This is a genomic window from Streptomyces sp. BYX5S, assembly GCF_054724165.1.
This window is the reverse complement of record NZ_CM138829.1, coordinates 6,448,468-6,474,042: the sequence shown is the minus strand read 5'-3', so window position 1 is coordinate 6,474,042 and position 25,575 is coordinate 6,448,468. Positions and strand designations below refer to the sequence as shown.

Below are 25,575 nucleotides of genomic sequence, written 5' to 3'. Positions count from 1 at the left end.
GCCATGCGCGGGGATTCCCTTCCCAAGACTGCCTACGTGCTGGGCTGCTCCGAGGACGAGGACCCCGACGACGATGCCGTCGGCGCCGCGGCCCGTTCGGAGAGCCCAGGGAAGGCTACGCTGCCGCCGCCCCAGCGCACGGCACGGACCGCCGCCTCGCGCAGCGCGTCGGCCGCGCTCCGGCGCCGCTCCCCGCCCGCCGCCCGGACGAGGTCCGAGTAGACGCCGGCGACCCGGCTCTCGATGTCCGCGGCGAGCCGCGCCGCCGCCGCGGAGTCCGGCACCGGGAACGGCAGCGCGTACGCGCCCGCCGACTCCTCGGGGTTGCCGCCCAGGTCCCGCACCGTGCGCCGCAGTTCGTCGCGGCGCGCGCGATGCCCGTCGTACGCGGACCGGGCCTCGCTCCTGCGGTCCTCGCCGATCCGGCCGCCGACCACCCCGTACCCGTACACCGCCGCGTGCTCGGCCCGCAGCGCCGCCTGCACCGCGGCGAGCAGCTCGTTCTCGCTCATTCGCCCTCGTCCTCCGACAGCAGATACGCGTGCGCCGCCCCGGCCGCCGCCACCGACGCCAGCAGCCTCGCCAGCTCGCCCGGCGCGTCCACCAGCTCCGTCGCCCTGCGGTCCGCCAGCGACCGCTCGGCCACCGCGAGCGCCTTGAGGATGTCCTTCTCGGAGGCCGGCGCGGGCGCCGACTTCCGGCCCGGGGGCGCCGCGGCCCCCGAGGCGCGGGCCTTCCCGCCGAACGCCTTCACGTGCCGCTCGACCTCGGCCCGCAGCGGACCGAGCCGGGACGCGAGCCCCGGCCGGGCCGACAGCGCCTGGTCGTACTGGGCCAGCAGATCCGTGCTCTCCCGCGCCGCCCGCGTCCGCAGCCGCTTCTCCTGGGCGGCGGCCGGCGACCCGCTGCCGCCCTCGGCGCCCCCGTCGGCGTCCGAGCAGCCGGTCAGCAGCGCGGCACCGGCCAGCGAGGCGAGCAGGGTCCTGCGGCGAGGCCCGGAGCGGGCGGGAGGGAGCAGCGGCACGGCGGGCGTCCTCAAGAGGCAGAAGTGAGAAAGCTTTCGGAGGCGGCGGCATCTTGATCGGTACCGATCAAGGGGGAGTGGCCGTGATCACCGTACCGCCGCCCTTGCACGGGTGGACGGCAACACCCCCCTGGACCGGATACCCTTTGACCTGACGCGCAAGGAAAGTCAGTAACCACAACAGCACACGCGGCCGAGGAGTCACCCGGATGAGCACCACCCAGAACGAGAGGCTGCGGGAACTACTGGAACCGCTCGTCACCTCACAGGGGCTCGAACTCGAAGAGATCGAAGTGGCCTCGGTAGGACGCAAGCGTGTGCTGCGCGTCGTCGTGGACTCCGACGAGGGCGCCGACCTGGACGCGATCGCCGATGTGAGCCGCGCGCTCTCGGCGAAGCTCGACGAGACCGACGCCATGGGCGAGGGCGAGTACGAGCTCGAGGTCGGGACCCCGGGCGCCGAGCGCCCCCTGAAGGAGCACCGCCACTACCTCCGCGCCGTCGAGCGCCTCGTCAAGTTCCAGCTGAAGGACGACAGCGAGCTGGTCGCGCGCATCCTGAAGGTCGACGACGACGGCCTCGACCTCGAAGTACCGGGTGTGAAGGGCCGCAAGGCGACCACCCGCAGGCTCGACTTCGCCGACATCGCCAAGGCGCGTGTCCAGGTCGAGTTCAACCGCAAGAGCAAGAACGACAGCAACGACAACGAAGAGGAGGCGTAGCCGTGGACATCGACATGAGTGCCCTGCGGGGTCTGGTCCGGGAGAAGGAGATCTCCTTCGATCTGCTGGTCGAAGCGATCGAGTCGGCCCTCCTCATCGCCTACCACCGCACCGACGGCAGCTTCCGCCACGCGCGCGTGCGCCTCGACCGCGACAGCGGACACGTCACGGTCTGGGCCAAGGAGGACCCGTCGGACCTCGAAGAGGGCCAGGAGCCCAAGGAGTTCGACGACACCCCCTCCGACTTCGGCCGGATCGCCGCGACCACCGCGAAGCAGGTCATCCTCCAGCGGCTGCGCGACGCCGAGGACGACGCGACGCTCGGCGAGTACGCGGGCCGCGAGGGCGACATCGTGATGGGCCAGGTCCAGCAGGGCCGCGACCCGAAGAACGTGCTGGTCGACATCGGCAAGCTGGAGGCCATCCTGCCGGTGCAGGAGCAGGTCCCCGGCGAGGAGTACCCGCACGGGCTGCGCCTGCGCTCGTACGTGGTCCGCGTCGCCAAGGGCGTCCGCGGCCCGTCCGTGACGCTGTCCCGTACGCACCCGAACCTCGTGAAGAAGCTCTTCGCGCTCGAGGTGCCGGAGATCGCCGACGGGTCCGTCGAGATCTCCGCCATCGCGCGCGAGGCCGGCCACCGCACGAAGATCGCCGTGCGCTCCACCCGGAGCGGGCTGAACGCCAAGGGCGCCTGCATCGGCCCCATGGGCGGCCGTGTGCGCAATGTCATGGCCGAGCTCAACGGCGAGAAGATCGACATCGTCGACTGGTCCGACGACCCGGCCGAGATGGTGGCCAACGCGCTGTCCCCGGCCCGCGTCTCCAAGGTCGAGATCGTGGACCTCGGCGCCCGCTCCGCCCGCGTCACCGTGCCGGACTACCAGCTCTCCCTCGCCATCGGCAAGGAAGGGCAGAACGCCCGGCTCGCGGCCCGCCTCACCGGCTGGCGGATCGACATCCGTCCGGACACCGAGCAGCCGGAGTCCGGGGCCGGGGAATAAATCCGAGCGCTCAGCGCTTGGATCACGACAGTATGTGACGAAACCAGCCGTTCGATCTTTGCCCCAAAGGGGTGAGGTCGGTACGGGGAGGTAGACTTAATCGTGTCTGGTCGGACGCATGCCCGCGCATGCCCTGAGCGAACCTGCGTGGGATGCCGGGAGCGAGCGGCCAAGAGCGAACTGCTGCGGATCGTGGTGATCGAGGGACAGTGCGTCCCCGATGATCGCGGTACGCTGCCCGGCCGGGGTGCGTACGTGCATCCCGCCGTGGCCTGTCTCGACCTGGCGGTCCGCCGCCGGGCGTTCCAGAGGGCTTATCGAGCCCCTGGACCGTTCGACACGGCGGCCCTGCGCCACCGCGTCGAGCAGGCGACACCGTAAGAAGCGCCGCGCGGAACCCCCGTGCGGCCCTGGTACCCCGCGAGTTGGAAGTAGGTCGAGATTGCGATGAGCACTCGATGAGCACGCGATGAGTACGCCCATGAAGTAGCGACGGTCCGGCGTAACCCGGACCTAAAAGGAGCGAAGTGGCTAAGGTCCGGGTATACGAACTCGCCAAGGAGTTCGGCGTGGAGAGCAAGGTCGTCATGGCCAAGCTCCAAGAACTCGGTGAATTCGTACGTTCGGCGTCCTCGACGATCGAGGCGCCGGTAGTACGCAAGTTGACTGATGCCCTGAACCAGGGCACCAACGGTGCGGCCAAGAAGGCCGCGCCCCAGAAGGCCGCGCCCGCGAAGCCCGCGGCGCCGCGTCCCACCCCTTCTCCCGCGCAGGCCGCCAAGCCTGCCGCCCCGCGTCCGGGTCCGGCTGCTCCGGCGCCGAAGCCCGCCGCGGAGAAGCCCGCTGCCCCGGCCGCTCCGGCGACCCCGGGTCCGCGGCCGACGCCCGGTCCGAAGCCGGCCCCGAAGCCCGCTTCCCCGGCGCCGAGCACCCCGGAGTTCCAGGCTCCCGCCGCTTCGCAGGCCCCCGCGGCCCCGAAGCCCGGCGGCGCCCGCCCCGGTGCCCCGAAGCCCGGCGGCCGTCCGGCCCCCGGCCAGGACCGCGGCCAGGGCCAGCGCGGTGACCGCGGCGACCGTCAGGGCGCCCCGCGTCCCGGCGGCCAGGGCGGTCCCCGTCCCGGTGGCGCCCGTCCCTCGGGCCCGCGTCCGGGCAACAACCCCTTCACCTCCGGCGGTTCCACCGGCATGGCGCGCCCGCAGGCGCCCCGTCCGGGCGGCGCCCCGCGTCCCGGCGGCCAGGGTGCCCCGGGCGGTCCGCGCCCGCAGGGTGGCGGCCAGGGTGGTCCCCGTCCGCAGGCTCCGGGCGCCGGTCGTCCGAGCCCGGGCAACATGCCGCGCCCGCAGGGCGGCGCGGCCGGGCAGGGTGGTCCCCGTCCCGGCGGCGGCAACCGTCCGAACCCCGGCATGATGCCGCAGCGTCCCGCCGCGGGCCCGCGTCCGGGTCCGGGTGGCGGCGGTCGCGGTCCCGGCGGCGGCGGTCGTCCGGGTGGCGGCGGCGGTCGTCCCGGCTTCGCCGGTCGTCCCGGCGGTCCCGGTGGCGGTGGCGGCGGCTTCGCCGGTCGTCCCGGCGGTCCCGGCGGCGGCGGTGGCGGACGTCCCGGCGGCTTCGGCGGCCGTCCCGGCTTCGGTGGCCGTCCCGGCGGTCCGGGTGCACGTGGTGGCACGCAGGGCGCCTTCGGTCGTCCCGGCGGTCCGGCGCGTCGCGGTCGCAAGTCGAAGCGGCAGAGGCGCCAGGAGTACGAGGCCATGCAGGCCCCGTCGGTCGGCGGCGTAATGCTGCCTCGCGGCAAGGGCGAGACCGTTCGCCTGTCGCGCGGTGCCTCCCTCACCGACTTCGCGGAGAAGATCAACGCCAACCCGGCGTCGCTCGTCGCGGTCATGATGAACCTCGGCGAGATGGTCACGGCCACGCAGTCCGTCTCCGACGAGACGCTGCAGCTCCTCGGTGACGAGATGAACTACACGGTTCAGATCGTCTCCCCCGAGGAGGAGGACCGTGAGCTGCTCGAGTCGTTCGACATCGAGTTCGGCGAGGACGAGGGCGGCGAAGAGGCCCTCATGGCGCGTCCGCCGGTCGTGACCGTCATGGGTCACGTCGACCACGGTAAGACGCGACTGCTCGACGCGATCCGCAAGACCAACGTCATCGCGGGCGAGGCCGGCGGCATCACCCAGCACATCGGTGCCTACCAGGTCGCGACCGAGGTCAATGGCGAGGACCGCGCCATCACCTTCATCGACACCCCGGGGCACGAGGCGTTCACCGCCATGCGTGCCCGTGGTGCGAAGTCGACCGACATCGCGATCCTCGTGGTCGCGGCCAACGACGGCGTCATGCCGCAGACGGTCGAGGCGCTCAACCACGCCAAGGCCGCCGAGGTCCCGATCGTCGTCGCGGTCAACAAGATCGACGTCGAGGGTGCCGACCCGACCAAGGTGCGCGGTCAGCTGACCGAGTACGGCCTGGTGGCCGAGGAGTACGGCGGCGACACCATGTTCGTCGACATCTCCGCCAAGCAGGGCGAGAACATCGACTCCCTGCTCGAGGCCGTGGTCCTGACCGCGGACGCCTCGCTCGACCTGCGGGCCAACCCCGACCAGGACGCGCAGGGTATTGCGATCGAGGCCCACCTCGACAAGGGCCGCGGTGCCGTCGCGACCGTCCTCGTCCAGCGAGGCACGCTCCGCGTCGGTGACACGCTGGTCGCGGGCGACGCCTACGGCCGTGTCCGTGCCCTGCTCGACGACAAGGGCGAGAACGTGCAGGAGGCCGGTCCCTCGACTCCGGTCCTCGTGCTCGGTCTCACCAACGTCCCGGGCGCCGGCGACAACTTCCTGGTGGTCGACGAGGACCGTACGGCCCGTCAGATCGCCGAGAAGCGTGCCGCCCGCGAGCGGAACGCGGCCTTCGCCAAGCGCGTGCGCCGTGTCTCCCTCGAGGACCTGGACAAGGTGCTCAAGGCCGGCGAGGTCCAGCAGCTCAACCTCATCATCAAGGGTGACGCTTCTGGTTCCGTCGAGGCTCTCGAGTCCTCCCTGCTCCAGCTGGACGTCGGCGAAGAGGTCGACATCCGCGTCCTGCACCGCGGCGTCGGTGCGGTCACGGAGTCGGACATCGACCTGGCCATGGGCTCGGACGCCATCGTCATCGGCTTCAACGTCCGCGCGGCCGGCCGCGCGGCGCAGATGGCCGAGCGCGAGGGTGTCGACGTCCGGTACTACTCGGTGATCTACCAGGCCATCGAGGAGATCGAGGCGGCCCTCAAGGGCATGCTCAAGCCGGAGTACGAGGAGGTCGAGCTCGGCACGGCGGAGATCCGCGAGGTCTTCAAGTCGTCCAAGCTGGGCAACATCGCGGGTGTTCTCATCCGCTCCGGCGAGGTCAAGCGCAACACCAAGGCGCGCCTCCTCCGCGACGGCAAGGTCATCGCGGAGAGCCTCAACATCGAGGGTCTGCGTCGCTTCAAGGACGACGTCACCGAGATCCGCGAAGGCTTCGAGGGTGGTATCAACCTCGGAAACTTCAACGACATCAAGGTCGACGACGTCATCGCGACGTACGAGATGCGCGAGAAGCCGCGCGTCTGAGCCTGATACGCGACTGGGGCCGGTCGACGGGACTTATTTCCGTCGATCGGCCCCGGCCGTTGCGTGTACGGTTCCCGTATCGGTGGCCGGAACCGGCCGCCCATACGACCCCGGACCGGCGGGACATCCGGACACACATGTATGTGGGGACTCTGTCCTTCGACCTGCTTCTCGGCGACGTCCACTCGCTGAAGGAGAAGCGCTCCCTCGTCCGCCCGATCGTGGCCGAACTCCACCGCAAGTACGCGGTGAGCGTCGCCGAGACGGGGAACCAGAACCTCCACCGCAGGGCCGAGATCGGGCTCGCGGTGGTCTCCGGGGACACCGGCCACCTGACCGACGTGCTCGACCGGTGCGAGCGGCTCGTCGCCGGGCGGCCGGAGGTGGAACTGCTGTCGGTTCGGCGCAGGCTCCACGGCGACGACGACTGACGCAGACTGAAGCTACAAGCAAGTAAGCACTTAGAAGGAGACGGACCAGTGGCCGACAACGCGCGCGCCAAGAGGCTGGCGGACCTCATCCGAGAGGTGGTGGCGCAGAAGCTGCAGCGTGGGATCAAGGACCCGCGGCTCGGCTCGCACGTCACGATCACGGACACCCGTGTGACGGGGGACCTGCGGGAGGCGACCGTCTTCTACACGGTGTACGGGGACGACGAGGAGCGCGCGGCCGCCGCCGCGGGCCTCGAGAGCGCCAAGGGCATCCTGCGCTCGGCGGTCGGTCAGGCGGCCGGTGTGAAGTTCACGCCGACCCTGGCCTTCGTCGCGGACGCCCTGCCGGAGAACGCCCGCACCATCGAGGACCTCCTCGACCGGGCCCGGCAGTCCGACGCACAGGTGCGCGAGGCGTCCGCGGGCGCCGCGTTCGCCGGTGAGGCGGACCCGTACAAGAAGCCCGAGGATGCCGACGAGGACACGGCCGACGCCCCCGAGAAGGACGGCGAAGCCTGAGCATGTCCGACCGCACCCCTCCGCCCGACGGCCTTGTCATCGTCGACAAGCCGTCGGGCTTCACTTCGCACGACGTCGTGGCCAAGATGCGCGGGATCGCCAGGACCCGTCGTGTCGGACACGCGGGCACCCTCGACCCGATGGCGACGGGTGTGCTCGTGCTCGGCGTCGAGCGCGCGACCAAGCTCCTCGGCCATCTCGCGCTGACCGAGAAGGAGTACCTGGGCACGATCCGGCTCGGGCAGAACACGCTGACGGACGACGCCGAGGGCGAGATCACGTCCTCCACCGACGCGTCCGGCGTGAAGCGCGAGGCCATCGACGCGGGCATCGCCGAGCTGAGCGGCGACATCATGCAGGTGCCGTCGAAGGTCAGCGCCATCAAGATCAACGGCGTACGGAGCTACAAGCGGGCCCGCGACGGCGAGGAGTTCGAGATCCCGGCGCGCCCGGTCACGATCTCGTCCTTCGCCGTGTACGACGTCCGGGACGCGGTCGCCGAGGACGGCACGCCGGTCCTCGACCTGGTCGTCTCCGTCGTCTGCTCGTCCGGTACGTACATCAGGGCGCTCGCCCGTGACCTGGGCGCGGGGCTCGGTGTCGGCGGGCATCTGACGGCGCTGCGGCGCACGCGCGTCGGCCCGTACAAGCTCGACTCGGCGCGCACCCTGGACCAGCTCCAGGAGACGCTGACCGTGATGCCGGTGGCCGAGGCGGCCGCCGCCGCGTTCCCGCGCTGGGACGTCGACGGGCGGCGCGGCAAGCTGCTGCTCAACGGCGTGCGCCTGGAGATGCCCGAGGAGTACGCGGGGGCGGGTCCCGTCGCCGTGTTCGGTCCTTCCGGCGACTTCCTCGCGCTGGTCGAGGAAGCGAAGGGCAAGGCGAAGAGCCTGGCCGTCTTCGGCTGAGGCTCGGCCGGTGGAGCGGCGGGTTACCGGTCTGTGGGTGGCCGCCGCTCCACGTCCCCCTCTCCAGGGTGTATCCACTGCACCCGTGCAGTTCACCCCTCCGAGCGGGCGCTCGGAGTGAATCGGGGGAGTGCAAGGGGGCGCGTTCGCTTCGGGCGCTGTTCCACTGATCATCGCGCGCCTACCGTCGGACGTACGAAGTACTTCGAAGGTACAGGGAGTGGCGCGAAGCGGTGGGAGGGTCCGGGCATGGTGGATCCGCCGCTGGTACGGATCTGTGATCCGACCGGGCGGCCGTGCGGTACGGGGTTCGTGGCGGACGACCGCGGGACGGTCGTCACCAGCCACGAGGCGGTGGACGGCCTCGGGCGTCTCGAGGTGCACGGGCCGGGTGGCGTGAGATGCGCGGTGGGACCCGAGTCGATCGTCGAACTGCCCGAAGCGGGGCTGGCGTTGGTGCGAGCGGAGGGGATCGGCGCGGCGCCGCTGCCGATCGCGGCGTCGGGGGTGCTCCGGGCCGGAGCGTATGTGCGGATTCCGGCGGGCGGGTGGCGCGAGGCGCGGGTCCTGGGCCGGACACCGGTCGCGTACGTGGCCCGGGACGGCACGCATCTGCTCGACGACGCCCTGGAACTGGCCGTCGGCACGGCGGGGGCGGATGCGCTGCGCGTCGGCGGCGGGGCCGCGGGTGGGCCCGTGCTGGACGCGCGTACGGGGGTGGTGCTCGCGGTCCTCGGTACGGCGCTGCGGGCCGGGCACCGGGCCGCCGGGTTCGCGGTGCCGCTGCGGGCGGCGGCCGCCGTCGGTGGGCGCGGGGCGCTGGCCGAACTCCTGGCGCGCAATGCCGCGACCGTGCCCGCGTACGGGGACGAGCTGAACCTCGGCGGGGTGCTGCACCTGTGCGGGATCTCGGTGGGCAGCGACGGGCCGGGCGAGGAGGGGCCCGAGCCGGTCGAACGGCCGGACTTCGTGAGCGAGTTGGACGCCTTCACGTCGGGGGCGGGCGGTGAGGCGCGGGTGCTGGCCCTCGTCGGGGAGCCCGGGAGCGGGCGGACCACGGAGCTCGCCGCGTTCGCCGCGCGGCGGGCCGCCGGGGACGGGGCGGCGCCCGCGCTGTGGCTGCGGGGCGCGGATCTGAGCGAGGACGACGCGTCGGTGGCGCAGGCGGTGGGGCGGGCGCTGGAGCGGGCCGGGCGGATCGTGGCGGCGTCCGGGGACGGCAGAGGTGTCGCCGGAGGCGGCGTCGGGGAGGTCTCCGCCGAGCGGATCGCCGAGGTGGCCAGGGAGGCCGGACGCCCGCTCGTGCTGCTGCTCGACGGTCCCGAGGAGATGCCGCCCGTGCTCGCGCACCGGCTGGGTGCCTGGTCGCGGGGGACGGAGCGGTGGCTCGCGGCGTGCGGGGTGCGGCTGGTGGTGGCGTGCCGCGGCGAGTACTGGGAGCAGGCGGGCGCGATGTTCGGCGCGGAGGTCCTGCACGGGCGGGCGGAAGGGGCCTTCCCGGCGTGCGTACGGATCGGGGACCTGGTGGGGGAGGCGGCGCGGCGGGCGCGGGAGCGGTTCGGAGTGCCGGAGGGGGCGCTCGCGGAGCGGGAGGCCGGGCATCCGTTGTCGTTGCGGTTGCTGAGCGAGGTGCGGGCGGCGTTGCCCGGGGGTGTGGACGGGTGTCCCGACCGGGACGAGATCCTCGGGGCGTACCTCGACCTGATGTGCCTGCGGGTGGCGGTGCGCCTCGCCGCGCCCGCCGGGGTGCGGGGGAGCGGGGTGCGCAGGCTCGCGGCGCGGGTGGCGGGGCAGGTGCACGAGGCCGCGCGGCGCAGTCTTGGACCCGGGCAGGGGGAGTTGGACCGGGAGTCCTTCGAGGAGCTGTTCCCGTGGGGGATGCGGGACGGGGTCGCGGGGTGGGCGTCGGCGGTGCTGGCGGAGCGGGTACTGGTGCCGGCCGGCGGAGGGGGTGGGTATCGGTTCGCCCACGAGGAGGTCGCGGACTGGATCCAGGGGATGCACTTGGATGTGGCGGGGGCGTTGGAGGGGTTGGTGTTCCGGCGGGGTGAGGGGGCCGGGGGCGGGGGCGCGGTGCCGGTGCCGAGGCATCGGGCGGGGCCGGTGGTGAGGGCGTTGCTCCTGGTCGAGCGCCAGGGGGGCTGCGCCGAGCTGGAGGGGTGGTTGCGGGAGTTGGTGGCGTGGGGCTTCGCCGGTGATGCGGGTGGTCTTTCGCCCGAGCCGGGGTTGACGCCCGAGGAAGGTGCTGCCCGTGCCGGGGTGCGGCGTTCGCCCGAGCCGGGGTTGACGCCCGAGCAAGGCGCTGCCCGCGCCGGGGGCCGCCTTGCCCACCCTGCCGCCCCTGGCGGCAGATTGCCCAAGGCGGGGGCGGGGGCGGTGCCTGAGGGAGGGGCTGCCCGTGGTGGGGGCCGTCTTGCCCACCCTGCCGCCCCTGGCGGCAGATTGCCCAAGGCGGGGGCGGTGTCGGTACCTCGGGGCTCTGCGGCGTTCGAGGAACGGGAGGCGTGGGCCAATGAAGCCCCTCCGGCGATTGAGGAGCGGGGTGCGGGGCGGAGCCCCGACGCTGGGGTGGGGGAGGCCGAGTGGTGGGCGCGGGAGTTGGTGCGGGCGGTGTTGGTGAGGGTGGGGGACGTCGGGCCGTACATCGGGGTGGTCGAGGCGCTCGCCGAGCGGGGCGCGTTCGGCGGGGCGTTCTGGATGCGGATCGCCGTCGGGGACGACACCCGGTTCGAGTTGTTGCGGCGGGCCGTCGTGCACGACGGGGGCGCGGCCGGTGGGCGGTGCCTGGACGCCGTGGCGCAGGCACTCGTCGCCGACCCGCGCCGCGTACACCGCAGACTCACCCGCTGGTTCGACGACGAACGCCCGCTGCCCGCCCTCCCCGACGCCACCGTCGCGGACGCCGCCCAGGCCCTGCTGCACACCCACCGCCGCCACGACCTGGACGACCTGACCGAGGCCCTCGTCGACCGCGCCCACCCGCTCGCCGACGAACTGCTCGCCACGCTCGCCGAGGAGGAACCGGCAGGCATGTGCCGGGCCGTGGAGCGGTGGGCGCACGACGAGCGCCCCGAGCGCCGCGTGGCCGCCGCCGCGTACGGGGCGCGGGTCGCGCCGCGCGTGACGGCCGACGCCGACCGGGAGCTGCTGCGGTACGCCGCGCTCGCCCTGCTCGACCGGCCCGCGGACCGCGCGCTGCACGGCGCCGCCCTCGCCCTCCTCGTCCGGGACCCGGCCACGCGCCCCGGCCACCTGGCGCGAGCCCTGGAGCGCTTCGCGGCGGGCGACGCCCAGTTGCCCGCCGCCGCGCTCGCCCCGGCCCTCACCACCCACCCGGAGCCCGTGCTCGCCGCGTTCCAGGCGCGGCTGCGGGAGCCGGGCCCCGGACTCGGCGGAATCCTGCGGGCCCTGGCCGAGCTGACGGACCCGCCGCTGGCCCGCCGCGCCGCGGGCCTCGTGCGGCAGCTCGCCGAGGACTGGCCGGACGCCGCCGCGGGACACGTGGCCGCGTTCGTCGACCGCGGACTCGAACACGGCCCCGGCGCGCGGCCCGTGCTGTTCCCGCTCGTCGTGGGCCTGCTGGCGGAGCGGCCCCCGGTCGTCCGGTGCGCGCTCGCGCCGGTGCTCGCCGCGCCCGGCACGACGGCGTCACGGGCGCTGCGGGCCGAGCTGACCGACGTACTGCTCGACGAGGAGCGGGACCCGGTGGTGCTGGAGGCGCTGCTGGGCGCCGCCGCGCGGGACGCCGGGCGGCGCGGGCAGGCCAGGACGCGGGATCTGGTGCACCGCACGGGCACGCTGCTCGTGCGCACGCCCGAGGGCGCGGCCCGCTTCGACCGGCGGCTGGTGGAGCTGGCGCGCACCGTGCCGGGGTTCGCCGGGCTCGTGGCGCGCTGGCTGGCCGGGGCGCCGCGGGAGTGGGCGGCGCTGGTCGGGCCCGGCCCCCGGCGCACGATCGAGACCGTGGCGGGGGCGCGGGTGTCCGCGTAGCGTCGCGGGCCGCCCGATGCGGAGCGCGGGCGGTCGGCATGGCACTCTTAGACCTGCGTATTCGACAGAGAGACGTAACGGTCGTACACAGGTTTGCGAGGGGCAATCACCGTGCAGCGCTGGCGTGGCTTGGAGGACATCCCCGAGGACTGGGGGCGCAGCGTCGTCACCATCGGCTCCTACGACGGGGTGCATCGCGGGCACCAGCTGATCATCGGCCGGGCCGTGGAGCGGGCGCGTGAGCTGGGCGTTCCGGCCGTCGTGGTCACCTTCGACCCGCACCCCAGCGAGGTCGTGCGGCCGGGCTCGCACCCGCCGCTGCTCGCCCCGCACCACCGCCGCGCCGAACTGATGGCCGACCTCGGTGTGGACGCGGTGCTGATCCTGCCGTTCACCACCGAGTTCTCGAAGCTGTCGCCCGCCGACTTCGTGGCGAAGGTGCTCGTCGACCGGCTGCACGCGCGCGTGGTCGTCGAGGGCCCCAACTTCCGCTTCGGCCACAAGGCCGCGGGCACTGTCGACTTCCTGGCCGAGCAGGGGGGAACGTACGACTTCGAGGTCGAGGTCGTGGATCTGTACGTGAGTGGTTCCGCGGGCGGCGGCGAGGCGTTCTCCTCCACGCTGACGCGGCGGCTCGTCGCCGAGGGCGACGTGGCGGGCGCGGCCGAGATCCTGGGCCGCCCGCACCGCGTCGAGGGCGTCGTCGTGCGCGGCGCGCAGCGCGGCCGTGAGCTGGGCTTCCCCACGGCCAACGTGGAGACGCTCCCGCACACCGCGATCCCGGCCGACGGCGTCTACGCCGGATGGCTGCACGTGAACGGCGAGGCGATGGCCGCCGCGATCTCCGTCGGTACGAACCCGCAGTTCGACGGCACCGAGCGGACTGTCGAGGCGTACGCCATCGACCGTGTCGGCCTCGACCTGTACGGCCTGCACGTGGCCGTCGAGTTCGTGGCGTTCGTGCGCGGCATGGCGAAGTTCGAGTCGCTGGACGAACTGGTCGCTGCCATCGCGGACGACGTGAAGCGCTCGCGGGAACTGCTTGAGGCGAGCGAGCCGCACGAGGGCTGACCCCGTCGCGTCGTGTGACGCGGGTCACTTCGGCGGGTGTCACACGGGGGCGGGCCGCTCCGTCATAGGGGATGTCACCGCTTATGACGGAGTGCGAAGGAGCCCCTCATGGAACCGCGACTCGACCTCTTCTCCAACCCGGCCCTCGGCAAGATGCTCAAGCACGTCATCGCGGCGGGCCGGTCCGCCGCCGATTTCGGGGTGCCGGCGGCCACGCTGAACCTGGTCATGATCCGGGCCAGCCAGATCAACGGCTGCTCCGGCTGCCTCGACATGCACGTCAAGGACGCCGCCGAGGAGGGGGAGACGGCCGTCCGGCTCGCCCTCGTCGCCGCCTGGCGGGACGCCAAGGTCTTCACCGAGGCCGAGCGGGCCGCCCTGGAGCTGACCGAGGCGGGCACCCGCCTCGCGGACAGCGCCGGCGTCTCCGACGAGGTCTGGGCGCGGGCCGCCAAGCACTACGACGAGACGCAGCTCGGCGCGCTGATCGGCTGCATCGCCGTCATCAACACGTTCAACCGGGTCAACGTGATGACCCAGCAGCAGGGCGGCGACTACGTGCCCGGCATGTTCGGCTGAACCCGTGGGACAGGGGGAGGGCCCGGCTCCACGGAGCCGGGCCCTCCCCCTGCGCTTTCTACTCGGCCGCCGCCCAGTGGCACGCCACCTGCGACGCGGCCGCACCCGTCAGGACCGGCAGGTCCACGGTCCGGCACGCGTCGGCGACCCCCGCCCGCTCCGCCCGGCCGTCCGCGAGGACCTGGCAGCGCGCGTGGAAGCGGCAGCCGGCCGGGATGCGGGACGGGTCCGGCGGCTCCCCCGTGAGGACCACCGGTTCGCCCGGCGCCTCCGGCAGGACCGACAACAGGGCCTGCGTGTACGGGTGCCGGGGCGCGGTCAGGACGTCCTCGACGCGGCCCGTCTCCACGATCCGGCCCAGGTACATCACCGCCACCCGGTCCGCGATGTTCCACGCGAGGCCGAGGTCGTGCGTGACCACCAGCGCGGACAGGCCCAGCTCGTCGCGCAGGCGCAGCAGCAGGGCGAGGATCTCACCCCGTACGGACGCATCCAGGGACGCCACCGGCTCGTCCGCGACGATCAGTTCCGGGTCGAGGACCAGCGCGCCCGCGATGACGACGCGCTGGCGCTGGCCGCCCGACAGCTCGTGCGGGTAGCGCAGGAAGAACCGCTCGGGGGGCCTGAGGCCCGCGCGGGACAGGGCGTTCGTGACCGCCTCGCGTTCGTCGCCCGCGTATCCGTGGATGCGCAGCCCCTCGGCCACCGCGTCGTACACGGTGTGCCGGGGGTTGAGGGAGCCGCTCGGGTCCTGGAGGACCAACTGGACGCGCTTGCGGTACGCCTTGAGCGCCTTCGAGGCGTAGTCCAGCGGCTCGCCCGCGAACGTGACCCGGCCCGACGTCGGCTTCTCCAGGCCGAGCAGGGTGCGCGCGAGGCTCGTCTTGCCGCAGCCGGACTCGCCGACCAGCGCCACGATCTCGCCCGGCGCGATGTCCAGGTCGACGCCGTCCACGGCCCGCGCCTCGGCCGCGCCGCGGCGGCCGGGGAACGTGACGTGCAGCTTGTCGGCGCTGAGGAGGGTCTGCACGGAGCCGTCCGGCTTCTGAAGCGTTTCCGTCATGCCGTGGTGCTCCTTGCTTCGACTTCCGCGACCGGGGCGTCACTCGACCCCACGTGCACACACGCCGCCCGCCGCTGCGGACCCGCCACCCGCAGCACCTGGTCCTCACTCGCGCACACGTCGAGCGCGACCGGGCAGCGCGGGTGGAACGTGCAGCCCGACGGCAGCGCCGACGGGTCCGGCGGGTCGCCGGGCAGCCCGCGCGGCGCGAACCGGGACGCCGGGTCGCCGATCGTCGGGAACGCCGCCGACAGCGCCTTCGCGTAGGGGTGCACGGCGTCCTCGTACACCTGGAGGGCCGGGCCCTCCTCGACGACGCGGCCCGCGTACATCACGGCGAGCCGGTCGCAGGTGTCGGAGAGCACCGCCAGGTCATGGCTGATCATGACAAGGCCGAGGTTCTCCTCGGCCACCAACTGCTCGATCAGGCGCAGGATCTGGGCCTGGATCATCACGTCGAGGGCCGTCGTCGGCTCGTCGGCGATGATCAGGTCCGGCTCGCAGGCGAGCGCCATCGCGATCATCACGCGCTGGCGCTGGCCGCCGGAGAGCTCGTGCGGGTAGGCGTTCGCGCGCGCCGCCGGGAGCCCCACGTGTTCGAGGAGTTCGCCGACCTTCTTCTTCGCGCCCTCCTGCGTCGCCTTCTTGTGCAGCAGGATCGGCTCGGCGATCTGGTCGCCGATGCGGTGCACCGCGTTGAGCGAGTGCATCGCGCCCTGGAAGACGATCGAGGCGCCCGCCCAGCGCACCGCCCTGACCTGGCCCCACTTCATGGTGAGGACGTCCTCGCCGTTCAGCAGGATCTCGCCGGTGACCTTGGCGTCCTTGGGGAGCAGGCGCAGCAGCGCGAGCGCCAGCGTCGACTTCCCGCAGCCGGACTCGCCCGCGATGCCGAGCTTCTGGCCCGCCTCCACGGTCAGGTTCACACCGCGGACGGCCTGCGCCCCGCCGGCGTAGGTCACTTCGAGGTTCCGTACCTCAAGAAGCGTCATGACCGCACCCCCAGCTTCGGGTTGAGGACGGATTCGACCGCGCGGCCGCACAGCGTGAAGGAGAGCGCGACGATCGCGATGGCGATGCCGGGCGGGGCCAGGTACCACCAGTCGCCGGCGCTGACCGCGCCCGCCTCGCGCGCGTCCTGGAGCATGCCGCCCCAGGAGGTGACGGTCGGGTCGGACAGACCGAGGAACGCGAGCGTCGCCTCGGTCAGGATCGCCGACGAGATGATCATCGTGGTCTGCGCGAGCACCAGCGGCATCACGTTCGGCAGCACGTGCCGCGTCATGACATGGCTGTGGCTGCCGCCCAGCGCCCGCGCCCGCTCGATGTACGGGCGCGCCTCGACCGACAGGGTCTGCGCGCGCACCAGGCGCGCCGTCGTCGGCCAGGTCGTCACGCCGATCGCGATGATCACGGTCCACATCGAGCGGTCCATGACGGTGGCGAGCGCGATGGCCAGGACCAGCGTCGGCATGACGAGGAACCAGTCGGTGATCCGCATCAGGACCGTCGAGTACCAGCCGCGGAAGTGGCCCGCGACGATGCCGATGACGGTGCCGATCGCCACGCACAGGAACGCCGCGAGCAGGCCCACGGTGAGCGAGACACGCGCCCCGTACACCACGAGGGCGAGCACGCTGCGGCCGAACTGGTCGGTGCCGAGCGGGAATTCACCGCTCGGCCCCTCCAGCGGGCCGCCCGGCGCGTCGGTCACGCTCTGCGAGTCCTCGCCGACCAGGACCGGCGCGAGGATCGCGATGAGCGCGATCAGGATCAGCAGGCCGAGGCCCCACAGCCCGCTGCGGTGGGAACGGTAGGAACGCCAGAAGCGGGACAGGGACTGGCGCTTGCGGGCGCGCGCGAGGGAGCGCGCGCTCGGCGCCTTCGGCGCTTTCTCGGGAGGGGTCTCGGTCGTCGTCATCGGCCCACCCTCGGGTCGAGCAGCGGATAGAGGATGTCGGCGAGGGTGTTCGCGAGGATCACCGCGGTGGCGAAGACGAAGAACAGGCCCTGGACGAGCGGCAGATCGGGCACGGAGAGCGCCTGGTAGAACAGGCCGCCGAGGCCCGGCCAGGAGAACACCGTCTCCACGAGGATCTGCCCGGCGACCACGTGCCCCAGGTTCACGAACATCAGCGTGAACGTCGGCAGCATCGCGTTCGGCACCGCGTGCTTGCGGCGCACGAGGTCGTCCCGCAGGCCCTTGGCGCGCGCCGTCGTCAGATAGTCGCTGCCCATCTCGTCGAGCAGCGAGGAACGCATGACGAGCAGCGTCTGCGCGTAGCCGACCGCGACGAGGGTGACCACCGGCAGGACCAGATGGTGCGCGACGTCGAGGAGGTACGCGAACCCGGTCTCGCCGCCCGTTTCGAGGCCGCCCGTCGGGAACATGCCGGGGATCGGCCCGATGCCGACCGCGAAGACGATGATGAGGAGCAGGCCCAGCCAGAACGACGGGACCGAGTACAGGGTCAGCGCGAACGCCGTGTTGAAACGGTCGCTGCGCGAACCGTTGCGCCACGCCGTGCGCGTCCCCAGCCAGATGCCGAGCGCCGAGTACAGCACGTACGCGGTGCCCGTGAGCAGCAGCGTCGCCGGGAGCGCGTCGACGATCTTGTCCATCACCGGGGTGTGGAACTGGTACGAGATCCCGAAGTCGCCGGAGAGCGCGTCCCCGATGTACGACGTGAACTGCTTCCACATCGGTTGGTCGAGGCCGTACTGGTGGCGCAGGTTCTCCAACTGCTCGGAGGAGACCTTGCGGCCGCCGGTCATCTGCTTGACCGGGTCGGACGGGATGAGACGGAAGAGGAAGAAGCTGGTGACGAGGACGGCGAAGAGCGAGACGATCGCGCCGCCGATCTTCGCCAGCGCGTACCTCACGTACGCCTTGGTGTTGCGGGCCCGGGGCCCGCGGGCGGCGGGCGGCGGCCCGGCCGAAGCCGGGTCGCCGCCGGACTGCGCGTCCGCGGACCGCACGAGCGCCGGGGTGCTGTCAGCTGTCATGGTTCAGGTGAACTCTCGTTACTCGCCCGGGACGTGAGCCGGACGTGCCGGTGGTGCTACTCGCGCTCGTCCGCCGTCGTGCGACGCCGCCGCGCGAAGAGCACTCCGCCGCCGATGACGACGAGGGCCGCGACCACGATGCCGATCACGATGCCGGTGGAGCTGGACGAGCCGCTGTCCTCGCTGTCCGACGCGGACGCGGGCTCGGCCGACCACCAGCTCCAATACCCGTCCTGGCCGTAGATGTTGCCCGCGGCCGTGGGCATCGTCTGGATCGACTTGATCTGGTCGGTGCGGTAGGCCTCCACCGCGTTCGGGTACGCCATGACGTTCATGTAGCCGGAGTCGTAGAGCCAGGACTCCATCTTCTTGACGGTGTCCGCGCGCGAGGCCGGGTCGTAGTCGGCGAGCTGCTGATCGTAGAGCTTGTCGAAGGTCTTGTCGCAGATGCCGTTGTCGGTCTGCGCGACCTCCTTCGGCTTGCTCGGCAGCGCGGCGCAGGTGTGGATGCCGAGGACGAAGTCCGGGTCGGGGTTGACCGACCAGCCGTCGAAGGCGAGGTCGTACTCACCCGCGTACCAGGGCACCGAGACGTCGTCGACGCAGTTCAGCTTGAGGCCGATGCCGATCTTGCCCCACCACTCCTTGAGGTACTTGCCGACCGCCTTGTCGTTCGGGTCGGTGGCGTGGCACAGCATCCGCAGGTCGATCGGCTTGCCGTCCTTGTCGAGACGCTTGCCGTCCTTCATCTTGTAGCCCGCGTCGTCGAGCATCTTGGCCGCGGCGTCGCTGTCGTAGTCGAGCTTCTGGTCGCCCGAGGGCTCCCAGAAGTAGTCCTTGAAGCGCGGCGGGATGTAGCCCTCGCCCTGCACGGCGTGCCCCTGGAAGACCTTGTCGACGATCGTCTTGGTGTCGACGGACTTGAAGAGTGCCTGGCGGAACGTCTTGTCGAGCAGCGCCTTGTTGCCGTCGCCGAACTTCTTGCCGTCCTTGGTCTGCCAGCCCGGGTTGACCGCGATGGCGTAGAAGCGGCGGCCGGGGCCCTCGTTCACCTTGATGTTCTTCTCGCCCTTGAGGGACGCCGCCTGAGCGGGCGTCAGGGCGGGCGAACCGGCGACGAAGGAGACCTCGCCCTTGCGCAGGGCGGCGACCGCGGCGTCCTGGTCCTTGTACGTCTTGAAGACCAGGTGGTCGAATTGCGGCGTCTTCGTCTTGCGCCAGAAGTCCGGGTTGCGCTTCAGCTTGACGTACTGGTCGGTCTTGTAGCCGGTCACGACGTACGGACCGTTCCCGACGATCGGGAAGTCCTTGTCGTTGTTGAACTTCGAGTAGTCCTTGACGTCCTTCCAGATGTGCTCGGGCACGATCGGGATGTCGAGGGACGTCATGGTCGCCTGCGGCTTCTTCAGCTCGATGACGAGCTTGGTGTCGCTGGGCGCCGTGACCTTCTTGAAGTTGCCGACGAAGGAACCGTTGGCGGTGGCCGCCGCGTCGTCCGTCATCATCTTGTTGAACGTGAAGGCGGCGTCACGCGCCGTGGCCTTCTCGCCGTCCGACCACTTCGAGTTGGAGCGGATGGTGTACGTCCACGTCAGCTTGTCGGCCGACGGCTCCCACTTGGTGGCGAAGCCCGGAATGACGCGGTTGTCCTTGGGGTCGTAGTTGGTCAGGTACTCGTACATCAGACGGTGGATGCTCGTACTGACCAGGCGGGTCGCCAGGAAGGGGCTCAGCGAGTCGACGCTCTGCGCGACGGCGACGGTGAGGGTCTTGTTCGAGCCGCTGTCGGCCTTGGCGGCCGCCTGCTGTGCCTCGGCCTGCCGCGGCGCCGGGTTCAGTGGCGTGGCGAGCCCCGCCGTCAGGGTGAATGCCGCGGCGCCGGCCGCGAGGAGTATCCGCACTCCGCGACGCGCGGGGCGTGCCGTTCTGTCGTGCTGGTCTTGCTGAACTGGTGTGTCCATCGGCGGTGACCTCGCGCATCGATCGCACAGCTTGGCTGGATCCGGGAATTCAGGTGGATTGAAGTGTTGGTTTATCAGCGGCAGTTGAGGAACGTCAACGGTGGGTGAACCCCATGTGGCCTGCGGAAATAACGAGTTGACCCGCATTTCACGCACATTGGTCGAGACCTCTGACGCTGTGCAGGCCAGGGAGTGGCACCCGGATGGGGACAGGGTGCGCAAAAGGCCCGCACCGTGCAACGGTGCGGGCCCTTCGGGGTGTCGCGGCGGGTGCGGCCACGTGCGCGGCTACGCGTGCGGTGGCTGCCAGCCGGGTCCCGAGTGCGGCGGGTGCGGGTGCTGCGGCGCCTGGGGCTGCATACCGCGGGCGAAGCCCTCGGCGACCAGCGCGGAGAGGTCGAAGTAGGCCTCCCGCACCTTGGGCCGCATCATGTCGAGGTCGACCACGGCGCCGGCCGCGAGATGCTCGTCGAAGGGGATGGCGACGACGTCCCGGCAGCGGGTCTGGAAGTGGCTGACGATGTCGTCCACCTTGATCATCTTGCTGGTGTCGCGGACCCCGGAGATGACGGTGAGGGAACGGGCGACGAGCTCGGAGTACCCGTGGGCGGACAGCCAGTCGAGCGTGGTGCTGGCGCTGGACGCGCCGTCGACCGACGGGGTCGAGATGATGATCAACTGATCGGCCAGGTCGAGGACTCCGCGCATCGCGGAGTAGAGCAGACCCGTGCCGGAGTCGGTCAGGATGATCGGGTACTGCTTCCCGAGTACGTCGATGGCCCGGCGGTAGTCCTCGTCGTCGAACGTCGACGACACCTCCGGCTCCACGTCGTTCGCGATGATCTCCAGGCCGGAGGGGGCCTGCGAGGTGAACTGCCGGATGTCCATGTACGAGTGCAGGTTCGGGATCGCCTGCACGAGGTCGCGGATTGTGGCGCCGGTCTCGCGGCGGACGCGGCGGCCGAGGGTGCCGGCGTCCGGGTTCGCGTCGATCGCGAGGATCTTGTCCTGGCGTTCCGCGGCGAGCGTCGAGCCGAGGGCCGTCGTCGTGGTCGTCTTGCCGACGCCGCCCTTGAGGCTGATCACGGCGATGCGGTAGCAGGACGTGACCGGGGTGCGGATGAGGTCCAGCTTGCGCTGCCGCTCCGACTCCTCCTTCTTGCCCCCGAACTTGAAGAGCCCGCCACCGGACGCGCTGGGCGCCTTGCTGCGCTGCTTCTGCCGCTTGTTGTTGACCAGCCGGTCGGCGGACAGCTCCACGGCGGCGGTGTAGCCGAGGGGGTGCGAGGGAGCGGGGGCGGCTCCGCCGGGGGGTTGGGTGTGCGGGACCTGCGGGGCCGGTTGGGCGGGGGGTTGCTGCCAGGTGGGGGAGGGGTGGGTGTGTGGGGGCTGCGGCTGCGGCTGCGGTTGTTGGTGGGGGTGAGGGTAGGGGTTGGGCTGCGGTTGGGCTTGGGCTTGGGCGGCCGGGGTCGGTGGCGGGGAGCCGAAGGCGGGGTAGGGCTGCTGTTGGGGGTAGCCGTAGCCCGGAGGGGGCGGTGGGGAGCCGTACGCGGGCTGGGGCTGGGCTGGCGGTGCCGGGGGAGCCGGGGGCATCGGTTGGGGTGAGGGCTGGGGGTAGCCGTAGTTGGCGTGGGCCGGGGCCGGGGGCGCCGGTTGGGCGGGGGGTTGCGGGAACCCGTAACCGGGCTGGGGGGTGGGCGCGTTGGGTGGCGTCTGGGCCTGGGCCGGGGGCGCCGGCGGGAAGCCGTAGCCGGGTTCAGGGGTGGGCGCGGCCGGTGGTGCCGACTGCGGGAAGCCGTAGCCCGGCTGCGGGGTGGGCTGTGCCGGAGGCGGCGGGGCGACCGGTTGGGCGGGCGGCAGCGGTTGGCTTTGCTGCGGGAAGCCGTAACCGGGTTCGGGCGCGGCGGGGTTGGGCGTCGGTGCCACCGGCTGGGCCGGGGGCTGCGGGAGTGCCGGGGGCTGCTCGGCCGGGCCGGGGGTGGTCCACTCCGGGGCGGCGGCGGGTGCGGCCGGCTGGAACGTCGGCGGCAGCGGCGGCACCCCACCCGCGGGTGGGGGCGGGGGAGTCCAGCCACCCGGAGAGGCGGGAGCCGGGGGCGCCCCGGCGCCGAACGGGGTTGCGTCGGCCGCGGCCACACCCGCGACGCCGCCGGCCGCTTCGGCGGCGGGCGCCTGGGCCGGGAAGCTGGGGGCGTCTGCGGGGGTGGGGACCGGGGCGGGGGCGGCGACCGGGGCGGGGGCGTCGGTCGGGTCGTACGTCGCGGCGGGGCCGGTTGAGTCCGCCGGGGCGGGCGTACTGGCCGTGTCGCCGTGGCCGGTTGGGTCGGCCGGGGCGTGTGCACTGGCCGTGTCGCCGTGGCCGGTTGCGTCGGCCGGGGCGTGCGTACTGGTCGCCTCACCGTGGCCGGTTGCCTGGGCCGGGGCGTGCGCATCGGTCACGTCATCCGAGCCGGCAGTGGCGTCGGCGGCCACGACGCCCGCGCCGCTGGAGCCTCCGGCCGCGTACGTGTCGCCGACACCACTGGCACCGGTCGCACCACTCGCACCGGCCACAACGCCCGCACCCACAGCGCCTTCCGCCCCGGTCGATGTGACCGCGTCACCCGTACCGGTCGCACCGCCCCCACCCAGCGCATCGCCGCGGTCGACCGCACCGGTGGCACCACCCGCACCAGCAGTCACACCCCGTCCGGCGGAGCCACCCGTATCGATCTCCACATGCACCCGGTGCGCATCGACCCACGCGCGGGCCCGCTCCTCGGGGGTCTGGCTCTCCGCGGTGGGGGCGGGAGCCGGGGTCGGCGGCTCCGGGCGGCGGTCCTCCGGGGGTTCGCCGAGGGCCGCGAGTTCGGCGAAGTCACGGTTCAGGGACGGCGCGGAGAAGCGCAGCGTCGAGGCGCTCTCCAGGTCACCGGACGGGTTCTGCCCGGGAGCCGGCGGCGCCGGTGGGCCCTGCGTGTACCAGGGCGGCGGGGCGTACTCAATGGTGAACTCGCCCGTCTGCTCGACACTGGCCCCCGCGTCGGACGGATCGCGGACATCGTCACGATCGCTGTTCACAATGCCTCCTGGTGTGGTCGAGCACCGGCGTGCCTCCCCCTGTCCCCCTGACGGCACACGGCACGTCCCGCCCCAGCCTAATCACCGCGCCGCGCCGCACGGCAGGCCCCGCACGCCCGACGGCCCCCCGTGCGTCACAGGCGGTCGACTAGACTCGCCGCGCTGTGACCGGGGAGGGCACGGCGTGCGCATGCGGACCGGGGGGCCCACCCGTCCCCCACCCGTCCGCGTACGGCCTCCGACCCACCCGTACCGCAGCGCCGCACCGACGTACCGCCCCGCACCGCGATCACCCGTACCGAACCGTGCGCACGCACCGCCGCGCACCGACCCGCACCACACCCGACCCCGTGAGAACTGACAGCCCATGCCTACCGCGCTGACCCACGACGACCCCGTACAGCTCGGCCCGTTCCGCCTTGTCGCGCGGCTCGGCAGCGGTGGGATGGGGACGGTGTACGTCGCGCGGACCGCCGGCGGGCGGACCGTGGCCGTCAAGACGATGCACGCCGCCGTCGCCGCGGACCAGGCCGGCAGGACCCGGTTCCGGCTGGAGATCGACGCCGCGCGGGTCATCGGCGGGCAGTTCGGGGCGAAGGTCGTCGACGCCGACCCGCTCGCCGAGACACCGTGGCTGGCCACCGAGTACGTGCTCGGGCCCCCGCTCGACGAGGCCGTCGAGAACGGCGGTCCGATGCCGGAGGCGACCGTTCGGGCCCTGGGCGCCGCCCTGTGCGCGGCACTTGGGCAGCTGCACCGCAGCGACGTCGTGCACCGCGACCTCAAGCCGTCCAACATCCTGGTCACCGCGTACGGCCCGAAGGTCATCGACTTCGGCATCGCCCGCGCCATCGGCGACATCCACCTCACCCACACCGGCTCCGCGGTCGGCACCCCCGCGTTCATGTCGCCCGAGCAGGCCACCGGGCAGGAACACGGCCCGGCGGGCGACGTGTTCGCCCTCGCCGGGGTGCTGGTGTTCGCGGCGCGCGGCAGCGGCCCGTTCGGCAACGGGCAGGCCGCCGACCTGCTGTACCGGGTGCGTTACGGGGAGCCGGACCTGACCGGGGTGCCCGCCGGGCTCGTCCCCGTACTGGCGCCGTGCCTGCACAAGGACCCGGCGCACCGGCCCACCACCCAGCAGCTCGCGGCCCAACTCCACTCGGGCCAGGGCGAGTTCGCCGACCACCTCTCCGACGTGCTGCTCGGGGACATCGGCCGCCGCGCCACCGACGTATGGCAGATCGCGCCGCAGCGGCTGGCCGCCCCGCAGCACCACACCGTGGCGGGGACCACCGCCGTCGACGCCGTGGCCGGACCCGTCTCGCGGCGCCGCTTCCTCGCCGTCGGCGGGGTGCTCGCCGCGGGCGCCGTCGCGGGCGGCGGCGCTGTGTGGTGGACGGGACGGTCGTCCGGGGACCCGGAAGCGGCGGACCCCAAGGCGCGACCCGCCCGCAAGGTGGCCCGCAACCTCGACCCGCTCTGGGACGACGAGGGCTACTACGAGACCGGCGTCGTCAAGGGCAAGGCGATGATCCCGGCCATCGTCGACGGCGTCGCCGTCGCCATGCGCGGATACGCCCGCGGGCTCGACCTCTCCGACGGCACCAAGCGCTGGGACGACCACATCGGCAGCGCCTGGCAGTGGGCCGCCGCGGACGGAAAGCTCTACCACCTCTCGTACAACGTCAACGAGGACGACGAACCCGGCCCTCCCGTCACCCTCGACACCGTCGACCCGCGCACCGGCAAGAAGCTCAAGACGCTCGCCCGCCTCGCCGACACCACCGACCACCTGGAGGGCAACCAGATCCTGTGCGTCGCCGACGGCATCGCCTACGTCGCGGTCGGCAAGGACAAGGGCGACAAGCTCGGCTACGACCCCACGCAGAAGTGGTCCCTGCGCGCCGTGGACTGCGCCAGCGGGAAGACCTTGTGGAAGCGTGCGCTGCCCAAGAAGGTGGAACTCGACCAGACCATGCACATCGTCGGCGCGAAGGTCGCCGGCGGGCGCCTCATCACGTTCCAGAACGTCAAGGAGGACGAACCCCACATCGTCGTCCGCGACCTGAAGGACGGCCATGTGCTGTGGGACGTGTCCTACCTCGTCGACGACACGGCCATGCTGTGGGCCGAGATGGCGGCCGACGACACCCACCTCTACATCGGCGGCACCCGGCTGCGCGCCGTGCGCCTCAAGGACGGCAAGGCGCAGTGGCAGACCCCGGAGGGCCACGCCTTCGGCCCTCCGACGCTGGCCGACGGCGTGCTGTACGCGGTCGGCGAGGGGGTCGGGCTGACGGCGTACCGGCCGGGCAGCGGCAAGCGCCTGTGGGTGGAGAAGGGCGGCAGCGCCGACGAACAGTCCAGGCAGTGGCGCCCGCTCGTCGGCAAGAAGTCCGCGTACTACCGCAACGGTGCGCAGCTGCACGCCGTGGACCTCAAGAGCCGGGCGGTCACGTCGACGTACAAGACGGACGGCGACCGCTTCTACGAGAACCCCGAGCGCACGCGCATCATCTCGCTGAGCGACAACGCGAAGCTGGCGGCCTACCCCATGAAGTGACCCCGGCCCCGGCTCCGACCCGTCACGGAGTGCCCCGCTCCGCTCCGTCCGGCTTCCCACCCCCGACACCTCCCCGCCCCGGCAGAA

The 25,575-nt window shown here is 72.5% G+C and carries 19 protein-coding genes; 11 read left to right on the top strand and 8 right to left on the bottom strand.

Annotated features, from left to right (window positions below; translation table 11 throughout):
* Positions 1 to 32: 32 nt before the first annotated feature.
* Positions 33 to 512 carry a ferritin-like domain-containing protein gene (locus ACYBSK_RS29095; protein WP_460243907.1) on the bottom strand — a complete coding sequence of 160 codons (480 nt, stop codon included), beginning with the start codon at positions 510 to 512 and terminating at the stop codon, positions 33 to 35.
* Complete coding sequence (locus ACYBSK_RS29090; RefSeq protein WP_460243906.1) at positions 509 to 1,024, bottom strand: hypothetical protein; 516 nt, start codon at positions 1,022 to 1,024, stop codon at positions 509 to 511. Before ACYBSK_RS29090 ends, ACYBSK_RS29095 begins: the two co-directional genes overlap by 4 nt.
* Positions 1,025 to 1,233: 209 nt before the next feature.
* Between ACYBSK_RS29090 and rimP the strand changes: the two genes are divergently transcribed.
* The 10 genes from rimP (at position 1,234) to ACYBSK_RS29040 (ending at position 13,832) form a co-directional block, all read left to right on the top strand.
* Positions 1,234 to 1,746 (top strand): ribosome maturation factor RimP, encoded by a 513-nt coding sequence (gene rimP, locus ACYBSK_RS29085; RefSeq protein ID WP_457480220.1) that lies wholly within the window; start codon positions 1,234 to 1,236, stop codon positions 1,744 to 1,746.
* Positions 1,747 to 1,748: 2 nt separating this feature from the next.
* Positions 1,749 to 2,747, top strand: coding sequence for a transcription termination factor NusA (gene nusA / locus ACYBSK_RS29080; protein ID WP_457480219.1), 999 nt, complete (start codon positions 1,749 to 1,751; stop codon positions 2,745 to 2,747).
* Between the two features lie 102 nt (positions 2,748 to 2,849).
* Positions 2,850 to 3,128, top strand: coding sequence for a YlxR family protein (locus ACYBSK_RS29075; protein ID WP_457480218.1), 279 nt, complete (start codon positions 2,850 to 2,852; stop codon positions 3,126 to 3,128).
* A gap of 146 nt (positions 3,129 to 3,274) precedes the next feature.
* Positions 3,275 to 6,334 carry a translation initiation factor IF-2 gene (gene infB / locus ACYBSK_RS29070; protein ID WP_457480217.1) on the top strand — a complete coding sequence of 1,020 codons (3,060 nt, stop codon included), beginning with the start codon at positions 3,275 to 3,277 and terminating at the stop codon, positions 6,332 to 6,334.
* Positions 6,335 to 6,471: 137 nt separating this feature from the next.
* Positions 6,472 to 6,765: a DUF503 domain-containing protein gene (locus ACYBSK_RS29065; RefSeq protein WP_385761001.1), complete on the top strand. Its 294-nt coding sequence runs from the start codon at positions 6,472 to 6,474 to the stop codon at positions 6,763 to 6,765.
* Between the two features lie 48 nt (positions 6,766 to 6,813).
* On the top strand, positions 6,814 to 7,284 hold the full coding sequence (gene rbfA / locus ACYBSK_RS29060; RefSeq protein ID WP_457480216.1) for a 30S ribosome-binding factor RbfA: 471 nt from the start codon (positions 6,814 to 6,816) through the stop codon (positions 7,282 to 7,284).
* 2 nt (positions 7,285 to 7,286) lie between these two features.
* The gene (gene truB / locus ACYBSK_RS29055) at positions 7,287 to 8,192 is read left to right on the top strand and encodes a tRNA pseudouridine(55) synthase TruB (RefSeq protein ID WP_457480215.1); all 906 of its coding nucleotides are present in this window, start codon (positions 7,287 to 7,289) and stop codon (positions 8,190 to 8,192) included.
* Between the two features lie 249 nt (positions 8,193 to 8,441).
* Complete coding sequence (locus ACYBSK_RS29050; protein WP_460243905.1) at positions 8,442 to 12,182, top strand: trypsin-like peptidase domain-containing protein; 3,741 nt, start codon at positions 8,442 to 8,444, stop codon at positions 12,180 to 12,182.
* A 111-nt stretch (positions 12,183 to 12,293) separates the two neighbouring features.
* Positions 12,294 to 13,253 (top strand): bifunctional riboflavin kinase/FAD synthetase, encoded by a 960-nt coding sequence (locus ACYBSK_RS29045; protein ID WP_457480213.1) that lies wholly within the window; start codon positions 12,294 to 12,296, stop codon positions 13,251 to 13,253.
* A 108-nt stretch (positions 13,254 to 13,361) separates the two neighbouring features.
* Positions 13,362 to 13,832: a carboxymuconolactone decarboxylase family protein gene (locus tag ACYBSK_RS29040; RefSeq protein WP_457480212.1), complete on the top strand. Its 471-nt coding sequence runs from the start codon at positions 13,362 to 13,364 to the stop codon at positions 13,830 to 13,832.
* Between the two features lie 58 nt (positions 13,833 to 13,890).
* On the opposite strand, the gene ACYBSK_RS29035 is transcribed toward ACYBSK_RS29040, so the two are convergent.
* The 6 genes from ACYBSK_RS29035 to ACYBSK_RS29010 form a co-directional block, all read right to left on the bottom strand.
* Complete coding sequence (locus ACYBSK_RS29035) at positions 13,891 to 14,895, bottom strand: oligopeptide/dipeptide ABC transporter ATP-binding protein (RefSeq protein ID WP_457480211.1); 1,005 nt, start codon at positions 14,893 to 14,895, stop codon at positions 13,891 to 13,893.
* On the bottom strand, positions 14,892 to 15,887 hold the full coding sequence (locus tag ACYBSK_RS29030) for an ABC transporter ATP-binding protein (RefSeq protein WP_457480210.1): 996 nt from the start codon (positions 15,885 to 15,887) through the stop codon (positions 14,892 to 14,894). The genes ACYBSK_RS29035 and ACYBSK_RS29030 overlap by 4 nt, the downstream gene beginning before the upstream one ends.
* Positions 15,884 to 16,816, bottom strand: coding sequence for an ABC transporter permease (locus tag ACYBSK_RS29025; protein ID WP_460243904.1), 933 nt, complete (start codon positions 16,814 to 16,816; stop codon positions 15,884 to 15,886). The genes ACYBSK_RS29030 and ACYBSK_RS29025 overlap by 4 nt, the downstream gene beginning before the upstream one ends.
* Entirely contained in the window at positions 16,813 to 17,901 is a 1,089-nt protein-coding gene (locus tag ACYBSK_RS29020) for an ABC transporter permease (RefSeq protein WP_457480208.1), read from the bottom strand. The genes ACYBSK_RS29025 and ACYBSK_RS29020 overlap by 4 nt, the downstream gene beginning before the upstream one ends.
* Positions 17,902 to 17,957: 56 nt before the next feature.
* On the bottom strand, positions 17,958 to 19,862 hold the full coding sequence (locus tag ACYBSK_RS29015) for an ABC transporter substrate-binding protein (RefSeq protein ID WP_460243903.1): 1,905 nt from the start codon (positions 19,860 to 19,862) through the stop codon (positions 17,958 to 17,960).
* 288 nt (positions 19,863 to 20,150) lie between these two features.
* Positions 20,151 to 22,922, bottom strand: coding sequence for an SCO5717 family growth-regulating ATPase (locus ACYBSK_RS29010; RefSeq protein ID WP_460243902.1), 2,772 nt, complete (start codon positions 22,920 to 22,922; stop codon positions 20,151 to 20,153).
* 367 nt (positions 22,923 to 23,289) lie between these two features.
* On the opposite strand from ACYBSK_RS29010, the gene ACYBSK_RS29005 reads away from it, so the two are divergent.
* Positions 23,290 to 25,488: a protein kinase domain-containing protein gene (locus ACYBSK_RS29005; protein WP_460243901.1), complete on the top strand. Its 2,199-nt coding sequence runs from the start codon at positions 23,290 to 23,292 to the stop codon at positions 25,486 to 25,488.
* Positions 25,489 to 25,575 lie beyond the last annotated feature (87 nt).